This window comes from Ulvibacterium sp. (assembly GCF_965228935.1).
Classification (GTDB): Bacteria; Bacteroidota; Bacteroidia; order Flavobacteriales; family Flavobacteriaceae; genus Ulvibacterium.
In genome coordinates, this window is sequence record NZ_OZ245846.1 from 5,154,679 (window position 1) to 5,169,072 (window position 14,394).

Genomic DNA, 14,394 nt, shown 5'->3' on the forward strand with positions numbered 1-14,394 from the left:
GTTGATTTCACCGTGGGACACCACAGTGAAAAAGTTTTTTAACAGTTGTGGACACCCGAGGGTATACCGCCCTATTGATAGGTCTTTGCCAATATCTCCTGCATAATGGGGTAATCCTCGTCCAGATCTTTGTACTTCTTTCGTTCCTCTAAAAGGGCATCCTTCATTTTTTCAACAATGTCCGTGTACCTCGCTTCATTAATGGCATTGTGAAGTTCCTTGGGGTCTTCCTGCAAATCATAAAATTCCCATTGCGGTTCCGTGATCTCTTTGGAGGTTCCTTTCATCCCCAAATCCTGCCCGTAAAAAAAGGCCAGTTTGTAGCGATCATCACGGATACCAAAGTGTGCAGGCCTATAGGGATGATGTAACCAATATCTATAATACATCTGTTTCCGCCAATCCTCAGGAGGATTTCCCTCCAATATCCCCCTAAAACTTTTCCCTTGCATATAGTCGGGGGTATCAATACCCGCATAATCCGCCAATAAAGCGGCAAAATCGATATTCAGGATAATATCATCGATACGCTGGCCTCCCTGTATTTTTTTGGGATACTGTATTACAAAGGGCATTCTAAGGGATTCCTCATAAATTAACCGTTTGTCAAAAAATCCATGTTCTCCCAAAAAATAGCCCTGATCCGCGGTATAGATCACTATGGTATTATCGGCAATACCTTCCTCTTCCAGATAATCAAGTAATTTTCCAATGTTATCATCAATGGCGGCCCCACAACGCATAAAATCCTTGACAAATTTTTGGTATATCTTTTTCCGCTTTTGGATACTGTCCAGTCCATCCAAAGGATAAGGCAATCCGGGATAGGATGTCCAAAATTTATCCGGATTTTTGGTCGCTTCTTGCCATCGAGCACCCAAACGCTCCAAAATCTGGCCCCCAAAGGTTCTTCCCGTGGTTTCCCTACCAAAATCCAATAACGATTCCGGTTCGGGGATTTCAATATCCGTGTACAGCGAGGCAAACCTTTCAGGGTAGTGAAAAGGCTCATGCGTGGCCTTAAAATTACAGAACATCAGAAATGGTTTTAGGCTGTCCCGCTTTTCCAAATGTTCTATGGTTAGATCAGCAATGACATCCGTGGAAAAACCAGGATAGGTAGTACCTCCGGAACCATCGTGCCCATCCTTCCATCCTTCCTTTTCTTTGAGTATCGGGTCCCAATAGGATCCCTGACCCGGAAGTACATTGAAATAATCAAACCCCTCCGGTTGTTCCACCAAGTGCCATTTGCCTATCACCGCGGTTTGATACCCAGCTTTCCCAAGGGTCTTGGCGATATTGGGATGGCCTTTTGGAAGCGGTTCATTGAGGGTATATACCTGATTGATATGACTATATTGACCGGTAAGGATACTGCCCCTACTGGGGGTGCAAATGGAATTGGTGCAAAAGGCATTATTGAGCACCGCCCCGTTCCGGGCCATACGCTTTATGTTATCGTTCTGTACATAATCGGCCAAAATGCCGCCGTAAATGCCCCATGCCTGTGAGGTATGATCATCGGAAAGTATAAAAAGGATATTGGGTCGTTCAGGTTCCGGCACCTCTTTTTTTGATTCACAGCTCAAGAAACAGATACAGGATACGATGGCAAAGAAATAGTGTACAGGTCTGGACATTTTCTTTTTGGTTTTAAGTTGCGTTTACAATGCTATAGGATGGGAAAGCAAGATACTAGATTTTTTTGGCCTCTTCCCAAAACACATCCATTTCGGCCAAGGTCATATCTTTTAGGGATTTTCCGTTTTCATCTGCCTTTTGCTCCAAATATTGAAAGCGCTTTATGAACTTTTTATTGGTGCGCTCCAAGGCATTTTCAGGATTCACTTTTAGAAATCGGGCATAATTGATCATCGAAAAAAGTACGTCCCCAAATTCCGATTCAATACGATCCGGATTCGATTTTGAAACCTCGTCCTGTAATTCTTCCAACTCTTCCTGCACCTTTAGGAAGACCTGTTCCGGCTTTTCCCAATCAAAACCCAGCCCGGCGACCTTGTCCTGAACACGATTTGCCTTTACCAAGGCAGGTAAACTGTTGGGGACACCTTCCAAAACACTCTTTTTACCTTCCTTCAATTTTATGGCCTCCCAGTTCTGTTTTACCTGCTCCTCATTCTCCACGTTTACATCGCCATAAATATGGGGGTGCCTATTAATCAACTTTTCACAGATATCGTTGCATACATCGGCCATATCAAAATCCTGGGTCTCCGAGCCGATTTTGGCATAAAAAATAATGTGTAGGAGCAAATCCCCCAACTCCTTCTTTACCTCCTCCAGGTCATTTTCTAGAATGGCATCCCCCAATTCATAGGTCTCCTCTATGGTAAGGTACCTAAGGGTTTGCATAGTCTGTTTCTTGTCCCATGGACATTGGGCACGGAGCTCGTCCATTATGGTCAGTAAACGATCAAACGCTTGTAATTGTGCCTTTCTGGAATTCATAAAAACCAATTTTGGCAAAAGTACAAAGACCCCAACTTTCTAAGTGTGGAAAATTTGGAGTATTTTAGGAAACCAAGAAACAACGAAACTACCTAGGCAAGTACGTATTCCAAACCAAAATGGCCCTCAATAAAAGACTATTCTTAAGTATCTCCACCGTCTTAATCTGCCTTTTCTTGGTTCAGTGCAAATCGGAAGAGGAACCCGAATTCCTTCTTAGGGCCAGTCACCTGACCAATGAAAACCATACTTGGTACAAGGCCTTTGAATATTTTGCGGAGATTCTGGAAGAACGGTCCAACGGACGGATTATACTTCAAAACTACCATTCCGAGCAATTGGCCAAGGAAATAGAGGCCCTACGGATGATCCAGGCCGGAGTAATCGATATGACGGTAACCGGGTCTACCCTGAACAATTGGATCGAGATCATGGCCTTTTGTGAGATGCCCTTCCTTCTTCGGGATGAAGCGCATATGGATCAGTTGATCCATGGGCCCATAGGCAAGCGGATGGAGCGAGAGATGCGCGAAAAAACCGGTTTTAGGGCCTTGGGTTATTTTCAGCGCGGACCTCGGCACCTCACTTCCAACCGTCCGATTCAACATCCGGACGATTTAAAGGGCCTTATCATTAGGGTTCCCAATGTGCCCTCCTTTGTTACGGCTTGGCAGGCTTTGGGGGCCAAACCCACACCGATGTCCTTTTCCGAGGTGTTTACTTCTTTACAACAAGGTACTATAGAGGCCCAAGAAAATCCCTTTGCCATGATCAAGGCGGCCGGTTTTGCCGAGGTTCAAGAATATGTTAACCTTACCGCCCATGTGGTCAGTTGGACCTATCCCGTAATCGGAGAGAAACAATTTCAGGCCTTCCCGGAGGATCTCAAAAAAGTTTTCTTGGAAGCTGCCCGCGATATGCAGGAATTTGAGCGTCAATTGTTTTTGGAAAACGAAAAGGAAGTACAGGACGAGCTGAAGGCCCAGGGGATGCAATTAGTGGAAGTTGACAAGGAAAGTTTCGCAAAGAAGTCCCAAAAGGCCCTATTTGAAAGCCTATCACCGGAGATGCAGAAAGTGCACCAAGAAATTGTAGCGTTACGAAAATGAGGATTTTAAGAAAATATGTGGCCACTTTCCTAAAATATGGGACCTTGATCAGTTCCTTGGGACTCATTGTCTCTACTGTCATACAAATCTATGCTCGATTCTATATGGAAAGTGCCCCCTCATGGACCGAGGAATCCGCACGTTTCTTTTTTATCTATGCCATGGCCTTCGCCTCAGGCCTCGCCATGAAAGATGGCTTTTATGTCCATTTTGATGTTTTCTTCAATCGGTTGGGCAAAAAATTACAGCGATGGGTCACTCATTTTATATCCCTATTGACCATAGTATTGTTTATGGTGTTGATGCTATACGGCATCCAATTTGTCCTACAAGGGCTTCCGGAGCGTTCCCCCAGTCTTGAGGTTCCCATGTCCATTGCCTTTGCCAGTATGATCCTTATGGGACTTTCCGTAAGCTTTTTTGCGCTTTTGGACTTCCTGAAAACTTTAAAAAAACAGAAACATTGATATGATCTGGGTATTGTTGTTGGTCTTTGTCGTTTGCTTGTTGTTTCGCGTACCCATTGCCTTTGCGTTGGGACTTTCCTGCCTTTTCTATTTGCTTCTTGAGGGAATTCCCCTGATCGTGGTCCCGATGAAAATGTATTCCGGCATCGATGTATTTGTACTGCTCAGTATTCCCGGATTTATCCTAGCGGGCAATCTGATGAACCACGGCGGCCTTACCGCAAAGATCATTTCGTTTTGCAACCATCTTATGGGCCATATCCGGGGAGGTTTGGCCCTGGCCAATATTGGCGCCTCCATGCTTTTTGCCGGAATTTCCGGTACTGCCGTATCCGATACCGCAAGTATTGGGGCCGTAATGATACCGGCCATGAAGAAGGAAGGCTATGATGCCAGTTTCTCCTGTGCCATTACCGCGGCGTCCTCTACCGTGGGACCTATCATCCCGCCCAGTGTCCCCATGATCATCGCCGCCACCTTAAGTGGCTTGTCCGTTGGCCGACTGTTCCTGGCCGGGGCAATTCCCGGATTCCTTCTGGGTTTCGGACTCATGGGCATAGCCTACTACATTGCGGTAAAAAAGAAATACCCCAAACATCCCAGAAGCAACATTGGGCAGATAGCCAAAGGGTTTCTGGACACCTTTTGGTCGCTCCTGATGACCTTTATCATCCTATTTGGCATTATTGGTGGGGTATTTACCCCTACGGAAGCATCGATCATTGCTGTTTTATATGCTTTAATGGTCGGGATGTTCGTCTATCGTAAACTGAATTTTAAGAATATTCTGGTCATCGTGTTGGATTCCATGAAGACCTCGGCCTCCTTGATGGTACTGGTGGGCTTCGCCAATCTTTTTGGGTGGATCTTGATCACCGAACAATTGCCCCAATTGATTTCCAGTGAAATACTGGCCTTTTCGGAGAACAAATATGTGGTGCTTTTGTTGATTAATATCCTATTGATCTTGGTCGGCACTTTTATGGAGACCATTGCCGCTTTATTGGTCCTCTTTCCCATTTTGTTGAAAGTGGCCCTGGCCGTGGATGTAGATCCCATTCATTTTGCGGTCATTGCACTACTGAACCTGATGATCGGGCTTACCACCCCTCCTTTGGGAATCTGTCTCTTTGTGTCTTCCAGCATTGGTAAGGTATCCATCGGCAAGGTGAGTATGGCGGGGCTTCCCTTCCTCACCATAAGCATCCTGGTACTAATCTTGGTTACCTTGTTTCCACAGCTATCACTCTTCCTTCCGGATCTCTTTATGGACTGAGAATTTTACGCTACTTTTAAGAAACCTAGGGTTAACACAAATTCTAAAAACCGAAGCATGCGGACACGAAGAACTTTTTTACGACAAACGGGTGGATTGGCAGTAGGCACCTTACTCCTACCCTCATTTTCATGGGCATGGCCTGGAACGCAAAAATTTGGGGTACAATTGTACTCCTTTCGTGACGAAATGGCCAAGGATGCCAAAGGTACCTTGCAAAAGATCGCTTCCTTAGGGATTACGGAAATTGAATCGGCCCGAAGCCGAAAAGGACACTATTATGGGCTATCGCCCGAAGAAATGCAATCCACTTGTAAAGCTCTTGGGATGCAATTGGTGAGTGGCCATGTGCATTTGGACGATGCTTTTCAGAAAACCATGGAAGAGGCCGTGGAAGCCGAGCAGGAATATCTCATCTGTTCCTCCCTCCCCTCCAAGGGACAGACAGTAAGCAACTATAAGAAGGTGGCCGACGATTTTAATAAGGCCGGGGAGGCCTGCAAAAAAATGGGTTTGAAATTCGGGTATCACAACCACGAGTATGAATTTGAGTCGGACAAGGGGCAGGTACTGTATGACGTTCTTATGGACCATACCGAACCTGATCTGGTATATATGGAATTGGATCTGGGTTGGGTAATCGTAGCCGGTAAAGACCCCTTGGACTATTTTAAGAGATATCCGGGCCGTTTCCCCCTATGGCATTTAAAGGATATGAATATGCGAAAAAAGGAAAGTACCGAATTCGGCAAAGGCGGATTGGACATCCCTACTATGATGGCACACCAAAAAGCATCCGGCGCAAAACATATTTTTATTGAACAGGAGGAATATGCCAGTACCCCTTTGGAAAGTATGCAACACAATATGGACTATCTAAACAATTTATAAACATACTATTAGATCCTCCCCTTATCTGAGGCGAGGTGCTCCGCTTTGCGGAACAGAGGGGTGGATTAAGCATTTTCCAATACACCTTTTACCAATCTTGAAATACACAATATGAAACATTCCCGCTTCCCCCATTTCATTTGGATAAGCCTGCTATTCATGGCCTGTTCATCGCCCAAAACCTATGATGTCCTTATTAAAAATGGACAGATTTACGATGGTTCCGGCGAAAAATCCTTTACCGGGGATATTGCCATCAATGCCGATACCCTGGTCGCCATAGGTCAGCTCGAAAATGCAAAAGGAACTTTGGAAATCGATGCTACGGGATTGGCGGTTGCCCCGGGTTTTATCAATATGCTCAGTTGGGCCAATGTCTCCTTGATCGAGGACGGACGTTCACAAGGGGATATCCGGCAAGGGGTTACTTTAGAGATATTGGGCGAAGGACATTCCATGGGGCCCCTGAACGATACCATGAAGCAAGAGATGAAAGCGGGCCAACAGGATATTACCTACGATATTCCCTGGACCACTTTAGGCGAATATCTAGAGTTTTTGGAGAAGAAAGGGGTATCCACCAACATCGCTTCCTTTGTAGGCAACGGTACCCTGCGCCAATATGTAATGGGCTATGAAAATCGAGTGCCCACCGCATCCGAAATGGATACCATGAAATATCTGGCCAATCAGGCTATGGAAGAGGGGGCCGTTGGGTTATCCACCGCCTTGATCTATGTACCCAGCGGCCATGCCCAGACCCCGGAAATTATTGAATTGGCCCAAGAAGTTGCCCAACACGATGGTATGTACATCTCCCATGTCCGCAGCGAGGAGGGTGATCTCTTGAACGCCGTACGGGAGTTGATCACCGTTTCCCGGGAGGCGCAAATTTCGGCTGAAATCTATCATTTTAAGGCCTCGGGCAATGCCAATTGGCATTTGTTGGACAGTGCCATACAATTGGTGGAGGATGCCCGTGCCGAAGGCCTACCCATTACCACGGATATGTACATGTACAATGCCAGTTCCACAGGACTCAACGTGGTACTCCCTGAATGGGCCAAGGAAGGTGGCCATGCCGCTACCATGAAATTGATAGCACAGCCCGAACAGCGCAAAAAGATGATGGCGGAAATCGATTTTCATGTACCGCCGGACAAGATTCTATTGGTCGGGTTTCGCAACAAAGCCCTCCGGAACCTTATCGGCAAGACCTTGGCAGAGGTAGCCGAAGAGCGACAAAAATCGCCCAACGAGACCTTGGTAGATTTGATTTACGAAGACGATAGCCGAATTCAAGTGGTCTATTTTTCCATGTCCGAGGACAATATCAAGGAGAAGCTGGCCTTGCCCTATATGAGCATTTGTTCGGATGCCGGTTCCTATACCAATGAGGGCGTGTTTTTAGAACAAAGTACCCATCCCAGGGCCTATGGTTCCTTTGCCCGTTTATTGGGGCATTATGTTCGGGAGGAAAAGGTAATTCCATTGGAAGAGGCCATTTATAAGCTGACCACACTCCCAGCGACCAATTTAAAGATCAAAAAGCGTGGTGCACTACAAACCGGATTTTACGCCGATGTGGTGCTGTTCAATCCCGAGACCATAACGGACAACGCCACTTTTGCCCAACCCCATCAATATGCTACGGGCGTACAGTACGTATTCGTAAACGGCACCCAGGTGTTGCAGGACGGGGAACATACGGGAGCCTTTCCGGGACGGGTGGTCCGCGGCCCCGGATGGACCGGTAAATAAGTAAGCCTCGGTCCTCTCCTTAGTCAAGGGGAGGTAGCTTTCTACCCTGTCGAAAGACGGAGGGTTCAAAAAATCAAATTTCTATTCGTACATTACCCTATCAAAATCAAATCCAATGAAAAAATACTACCTCACCATTATCATTATTCTTCTATTAAGCACCTACGGCAAGGCCCAAGGGAACCCCTTAATCGCAGACGGTGCGGAATTGACCCTAGTGGCGGAAGATTACGACTTTACCGAAGGCCCGGCCCTTGCCCCGAACGGCGATGTTTATTTTACGGACCAACCCAACGACCGTATCCTCAAATGGGATGCCGCCAGCAATACCGTGGAGACCTATTTGCAGCCTTCAGGCCGCTCTAATGGACTTTATTTTGACCATGACGGCAATCTGCTGTCTTGTGCCGATGAGAAGACGCAACTGTGGCGCATTGATACCGAAAAAAATGTTACCGTTTTGGTAGAGGATTTTGATGACAAAAAATTAAACGGGCCCAACGACCTTTGGGTAGACCCCAATGGGGGTATCTATTTTACCGATCCCTTTTACAAAAGACCTTGGTGGGAACACGAAGAACCGGAACAGGCCGCCAAACGGGTATATTACCTCACCCCGGATATGGGGGAGGTGCGAGTCGTGGCCGAAGACTATGTACAGCCCAATGGCATTATAGGTACGGCAGATGGGAAAACGCTCTATGTCGCGGATATTGGGGACAAAAAAACCTATTCCTATACGATGGACGCCGATGGCAGCCTAAGCAATAAAAAACTCTTTGCCGAATTGGGTTCCGATGGGATGACGGTGGATAACCAGGGCAACGTATACCTCACCGGGGACGGGGTAACTGTTTTTGACAAAACTGGAAAGCAAATCCACCATATTCCTGTACCCGAAAAATGGACGGCCAATGTCACCTTTGGCGGACCCCAACAGGATATTTTGTTTATTACGGCCATGGACTCTGTCTATACCTTGGCGATGAAGGTCCACGGGGTACGGTAGGAACACGTCTTGGAAAGAAAGGTATTTGTTTTTGATGATCCCATTGGATAGCTATATATTGTATGTATTATCGGTTTTATACCTATATGGGCGTATAAAGCTGTATTTTACATCTATGAATAAGCTAGGTAAAATTCCAAATGAAGCAGAAGCTCCTTCAATACGTTACTCCTTTAAGAATATGTACTGTCTATTTGATAATTCAAACTATCGTTTGGTACATTAGGATTCAGAAATCAATTGAAAATGGCTATAACCCCGAACTGGGTGGGTTGGTGCCTTACATCCTTGGTGGACTGGCAATTATCACTTTTCTACTAGATTTAATTCTTTCTTCAATTCTTACACCAAAGACTAATTGGATTGTACAGTTTCTATTGATATTCATGGGGATTCTTGTATTCTTGCTTAGCTTGTAATAAAAAAACCATACTCAACAATATTTATGATTCAGCATTATTATCAAACCAACCGACAATTTTTCCTATCAACATTATTTCCGGATTGATAAAAGAGAAAATAAAGTAAGAATAGATGATTGACGAAATAGTTGGATATACAATATTTCATTTAATAATCAATACCATTGGTGGTACTATCAGATGGATATACGGTTCCATTTGGAGGACAATTTTCAAAAAGCCCAAATATGGATTCAAGGAATATCTATATGGGCCTAAAAAATCTAAGGATCACTGGGACAAACATCACATGATGAATAATGGGTTTGTGGCCGTTATCTTTTTGATAATATTCGGATGGATACTAATTTAAAAAGCGTTTTATAACATTGTGTAGCCTATTATGGCCAAGAATCTTCTTTCGGAAAATTTTGTAGCAAGTTATACACCAGATTATTATTGGCTATAAAAACTATAATTCAATTGATGAGTGACCTTCTCATTTTAATCCTGTTTTTCGGATTATACTTTTCTCCCGTGTTTTATCAACTAGCGATAGTTTTAAAAGAACATAAGCGAGGGAATCCTTTACCCTTGAAAAGGTTTAAAAGGGTCATCAAATGGAGCATTTTGATATTGATAGCTATTGTTTCCATTTTTTTGGTACTCAACAGGGTTAACTTTCTAGACTATAGGAGTCCGATAACCTATGACAAGGTAGACCAAATTACATTTGAGGATTTTCGAGGTCTAGAGTTCTTTAAAAAAACACTCTACGGAAATGAACGTTTTGCCTACGTTGCTACCACTATTGAAAGTGAAATAAATGATGATTGTGTATATGTTGAGGCACTTTTCCATCCTTCGAGATCATTTGTATATAAAAAACATATTCAAAGCAAGAACCTTCTATCCCATGAAATATATCATTTCAAAATAACCGAATTATTTTCAAGAAAAGCTAAAAAGAGAATAGCCGACCTTAAATCGAAAGAAAAGCAATTGGTTAGAAATATCTTAGATAGTGTTTGGCTAGAAGAAAGAAAATTTCAGCATCAGTATGATTTTGACACTTTCCACAGCTACGTTTTTAGTGAACAAAAAAGATATGAAAGGAAGATTGACAGTTTGTTAAATTTGTATGATAAATACAAAGAGCCTAAAATTCTATGCAATGAATAAACCTCTAGTTCTTCTAGTCCTATTTGCTTTAATACTCGTGAACTGCAAAAAAGAGAAGCACAACTTTCCGCTTGAGAAAAGGTTTTGGGATCCCTCGGATTATAAAGAAGTAAATTTGGATTTAAACTATGGGTATGAAGATGATGAAAAACTCCCATCATTGAATAATCCCGAAACTAGGCCTATTGTTGAAAAACTTACTGATCATCAGAATTATCTAATAGTTCTTGATGATAGGGAATTAGGTCTAAAATACAGGAACAAATTGGCTGAAGAATTCTTTCGAGAATGGAAGCAAATGAATAAAATCTACAGGGCAAGGGATGTACAGGACAATTACGTATACGATCAGGAACTATTGAGGACTTGGCATTTTGGATTGGGCCTACAACTAAAATATTTTAAACTGGGAAACGACAATATTTTGGCAAGCTCGGATGACCCAAATGATTCACGTGTTTTAATAAACGTGAATTCCAATATATCGACAATGATTAACAATTTCAATATTTATCTAGATGAAATAAATAATGAGAATTCGTTTTCTGATCAAGGCAAAAAGATTCTGGCACAGGGTATAGACAAATATTTCACTGAACTTGTCGAATTGTATCCTGATGCTGATTTTAATGCCTTACAAAATAAAGTTCAACTATTACGCAAAAAAAGTAATTCACCCGATATCAAAAAATCTCTTGAAAAATTAGACCAGTTTATAGAATCTAAATAGGAGCAATAAACGTGCCTGTATAATGAACTTTAATTCATTGTTCCCCAATTCCGATAATACATAATATCAACTTTAAATTGGTTATGTTTAAGTTTACCCCAAATCCGAAGTACTTAGATGGAAATTGAAAAAATAACCCTTAAAAAATCTCCGCCTCTGGAATTCATATTTCACAAGGGCTCATTCGAAATCATAAATGAAGTGGATCCTGAAAACGATGGTATTTACAAATATAATGCCTTGAAATCAGTTGAGTTTGACCAAGAAAAGACCAATTGGCTATTAACGATTTTGAGTTACCTAGTTGAACTATTTACTGGAGTAGGTCAAGGAAATACGTATAAAAACCAGAAAAGGCTTACTATAGGTCACGCCGAAAAAAAAGTAAAATTGGATTTATTGGATTGTGAACAAAAAACGATCAACGAACTGATTTCAAAACTGGAGAATATCATTAAAACCAATTCACAACAAGGGATGTAATCTATTATCCATTACTATCCCATAAATAGATAAAAGAAATCCCTTGGATAGTTAATAACAGCTATAAAAAGCTGCTTTTCTATATTTATTGGTTTTATGCCCATATGGGCGTATAAAGCTATATTTTATATCCATATAAATAAGTTGGCACACATTTGAAGAATGATCTTATGATATATAAATGGATTCTCTTTGGTGAAGGAAATTCGATTCGAACAATTGGCTCTGAAGGTAGGAAAATAATAAGGGATGAGGAAAATTCATTTGGTGCAAGAGTCACTTTGGAAGAAAACGGAATCAAAACTTAAGGATGAAGACAAAGAATATTGGTGGTGCTCAAATTGTAACACGAATGAAATATTAAAAAACTACTCCTAACAATGGCTATAATTCATGCCGATTCCAAGTATTCGGGAGGGACGAAATCATAGTTGAGACCAATGCACATAATATGAAGAAAACCATACTGTTATTTTTTACAGTTACATTAATTGGCCTGATCTCCAATGCGCAAGAGTTAACGTGCGCTGATTTTAAAAATGGGACTTTTATTGTTCCTAAAAAATCTGAGGATGAACCAGACTATAAATTAATACGTAATGGGAATTCGCAAACGGAAGTTATCCAGATACAGGGACAAACAATTACGCTTTATGGAATTTTGGAATGGATTGACGAATGTTCTTATAAGCTGACTTATGACAAAACTAAGATGAAACTCCCTAAAGAAATACAGTTCATCAATGATAATGGAGGAATTAAAGCTGAACTTATAAAAATTGCAAATAAATGTTTTTATTATAAATCAGTCCTAATTATTGACGGAAAGGAGACAAAAAGGATTGACGGCAAATACTGTCAACAATAAATACTGCATACAACAATCGCTATGATTTATGGCTCTCTTTCTACCCAAAAGATTATTTACTACCTTCAATAAAACTTAAATATCATTGAAAATAATTTCCGCATGCAGCTTGTTCCGCAGACCAGAAGAAAAGGCTCTCACTTTTCGTTCCAATGCGCAGCTACGTGTTCCGAAATCATAACCGATACTATTGTGGCTAATCTAAAATGCGACGAATAATCTTCATATCATTTTTCTTGAGCTTCCTAAGTTGTGATTCAAACGAGCAGGAAAAAATTCTATATCATGAATGGGAACCAACATCCTCAAGCGCTAATGTTGTTGAATGGAATGTAGACAGGCCGAATGAAAAGAAATGGATAATAAAAGAGACTGTAGATTCGATTGGACGAGTAAAAAAGTTGGAGTTTTTAAAAGATGGTACTCTCGAAAGTGACATACATTGCTACCTAGCCAACAAAGTCACTTTTGAATATAGAAAAAACCAAATAACCGAAACTTTATTTCATTTCGACAAAGAATTGTTAGCAACTGACTGTGAAATGTGGTACAAGTCAATTTACCACTTGAATAGTAAAAACGAAATTGAAAAAATTGAAAGGTTTTCAAAATATGATTTTTCAAACATCGACCAAGGAGAAATAGAAAAGTGGAAAACTGAATGGGCGCCTGAGTATTCAATCATAAAAGCGGATTCAGGAATGTTACAAGTCGACTACTATTATCATTCCTTTGCCAAAATGGGGGGAATTTATCCGGTTTCCAAAAATTATGTGCTTGACGAAGAAAACTATTATTACGGAGATGAGCCCGAAAAAACGTCAATCAAAAACGGATTAAAAAACTAGCCATAACAAAGGCTATAATTCATCCCGATCCCGAGTACTCGGGAGGGACGAAATCATGGCTGGAACCGTTATCTGCAATTATTATGGAAAATTCGATTACATGGGCTGAAAAGCTGAATAAAGGACATGCTTTGGTGGACCTCGGTTATCGGGATTATATTGCAGCTCGCCTATTACTTAATAACCATTTAATAATTCAAGGTTTAACACTTGCAAGTACTTCAGTTGAAAAATATCTGAAAGCTATTATTGTATTTAATCTTCAGAAAAAAGAAAAATATCATTTCCATTTAGACAGATTTGAATCACTCAAAAAGCTTCTTGCGAAAGTTAATAATGATGTGACTGAAGAATTTGATTCTGTTTTCCTAGACATATTGCAAAATGCTTTTAGAATAAGATATTACGATAGAATCAAAGAACCAATATTTATGGGCTTCTATATAAATCAGTTAATTGGTGAACTAGATTATACAATCGACTTTATGGAAAAGTTTATTTCAAACACCCAAAATGGCGGAAAATCCATGTCGAAATATTTCAGTGCAATTAAGAATAATGATTCACACCTATATGAAAATAACTTTGTTCTGAAGAACGAGAATAAAAAAGACTTTATGGAAAAACCTGATATTGGATTTTCAATCTACATTCGAATGGGCTCTGTAGTCCATGAAGAGAAGATAGTAAAAGGAGGAAGTACTCAAAATAAATACGAAGGTCAAATATCAAAGTTCACAGAATTTAACGAAAGTTTTTTTTTAAATTATAACAGCAGGTAACAATGGCTATAATTCAACTTTTCCTTTGAACCCCAAACAAAACATCTAACTTTAGAACGGCCCAATTTTTGACTTGTAAAATCCTAATGGATTTCCCAGGCCGAAATTACAGCCG

General features: G+C 41.4%; 14 protein-coding genes. 12 read left to right on the top strand and 2 right to left on the bottom strand.

The genetic code is table 11. The features are described 5' to 3' along the window. Positions 1-71: 71 nt before the first annotated feature. Both ACO06Y_RS21695 and mazG read right to left on the bottom strand, forming a co-directional pair. Positions 72-1,643, bottom strand: a complete 1,572-nt coding sequence (locus ACO06Y_RS21695) for a sulfatase (RefSeq protein ID WP_422081150.1) — start codon at positions 1,641-1,643, stop codon at positions 72-74. A 55-nt stretch (positions 1,644-1,698) separates the two neighbouring features. Further along, positions 1,699-2,472 carry a nucleoside triphosphate pyrophosphohydrolase gene (gene mazG, locus ACO06Y_RS21700; RefSeq protein WP_422081151.1) on the bottom strand — a complete coding sequence of 258 codons (774 nt, stop codon included), beginning with the start codon at positions 2,470-2,472 and terminating at the stop codon, positions 1,699-1,701. Between the two features lie 176 nt (positions 2,473-2,648). Here mazG and ACO06Y_RS21705 point away from each other — a divergent pair, with 176 nt between their 5' ends. From ACO06Y_RS21705 to ACO06Y_RS21760, 12 genes are all read left to right on the top strand, one after another. After that, complete coding sequence (locus ACO06Y_RS21705; protein WP_422081152.1) at positions 2,649-3,581, top strand: TRAP transporter substrate-binding protein; 933 nt, start codon at positions 2,649-2,651, stop codon at positions 3,579-3,581. Further along, positions 3,578-4,048, top strand: a complete 471-nt coding sequence (locus ACO06Y_RS21710) for a TRAP transporter small permease (RefSeq protein WP_422081153.1) — start codon at positions 3,578-3,580, stop codon at positions 4,046-4,048. Before ACO06Y_RS21705 ends, ACO06Y_RS21710 begins: the two co-directional genes overlap by 4 nt. Position 4,049: 1 nt before the next feature. Continuing rightward, positions 4,050-5,324, top strand: coding sequence for a TRAP transporter large permease (locus ACO06Y_RS21715; RefSeq protein WP_422081154.1), 1,275 nt, complete (start codon positions 4,050-4,052; stop codon positions 5,322-5,324). A 57-nt stretch (positions 5,325-5,381) separates the two neighbouring features. Next, the gene (locus ACO06Y_RS21720) at positions 5,382-6,215 is read left to right on the top strand and encodes a sugar phosphate isomerase/epimerase family protein (RefSeq protein WP_422081155.1); all 834 of its coding nucleotides are present in this window, start codon (positions 5,382-5,384) and stop codon (positions 6,213-6,215) included. Positions 6,216-6,326: 111 nt separating this feature from the next. Beyond that, positions 6,327-7,976 (top strand): N-acyl-D-amino-acid deacylase family protein, encoded by a 1,650-nt coding sequence (locus ACO06Y_RS21725; protein ID WP_422081156.1) that lies wholly within the window; start codon positions 6,327-6,329, stop codon positions 7,974-7,976. A gap of 115 nt (positions 7,977-8,091) precedes the next feature. After that, positions 8,092-8,985, top strand: coding sequence for an SMP-30/gluconolactonase/LRE family protein (locus tag ACO06Y_RS21730; protein ID WP_422081157.1), 894 nt, complete (start codon positions 8,092-8,094; stop codon positions 8,983-8,985). Positions 8,986-10,016: 1,031 nt separating this feature from the next. Continuing rightward, complete coding sequence (locus tag ACO06Y_RS21735; RefSeq protein WP_422081158.1) at positions 10,017-10,568, top strand: hypothetical protein; 552 nt, start codon at positions 10,017-10,019, stop codon at positions 10,566-10,568. Next, entirely contained in the window at positions 10,561-11,298 is a 738-nt protein-coding gene (locus ACO06Y_RS21740) for a hypothetical protein (protein ID WP_422081159.1), read from the top strand. Before ACO06Y_RS21735 ends, ACO06Y_RS21740 begins: the two co-directional genes overlap by 8 nt. A 117-nt stretch (positions 11,299-11,415) precedes the next feature. Continuing rightward, positions 11,416-11,781: a hypothetical protein gene (locus tag ACO06Y_RS21745; protein WP_422081160.1), complete on the top strand. Its 366-nt coding sequence runs from the start codon at positions 11,416-11,418 to the stop codon at positions 11,779-11,781. A gap of 451 nt (positions 11,782-12,232) precedes the next feature. Further along, positions 12,233-12,649 carry a hypothetical protein gene (locus ACO06Y_RS21750; protein WP_422081161.1) on the top strand — a complete coding sequence of 139 codons (417 nt, stop codon included), beginning with the start codon at positions 12,233-12,235 and terminating at the stop codon, positions 12,647-12,649. Between the two features lie 236 nt (positions 12,650-12,885). Further along, complete coding sequence (locus tag ACO06Y_RS21755) at positions 12,886-13,497, top strand: hypothetical protein (RefSeq protein ID WP_422081162.1); 612 nt, start codon at positions 12,886-12,888, stop codon at positions 13,495-13,497. 83 nt (positions 13,498-13,580) lie between these two features. Beyond that, the gene (locus ACO06Y_RS21760; RefSeq protein ID WP_422081163.1) at positions 13,581-14,279 is read left to right on the top strand and encodes a hypothetical protein; all 699 of its coding nucleotides are present in this window, start codon (positions 13,581-13,583) and stop codon (positions 14,277-14,279) included. The last annotated feature ends 115 nt before the right edge of the window (positions 14,280-14,394 follow it).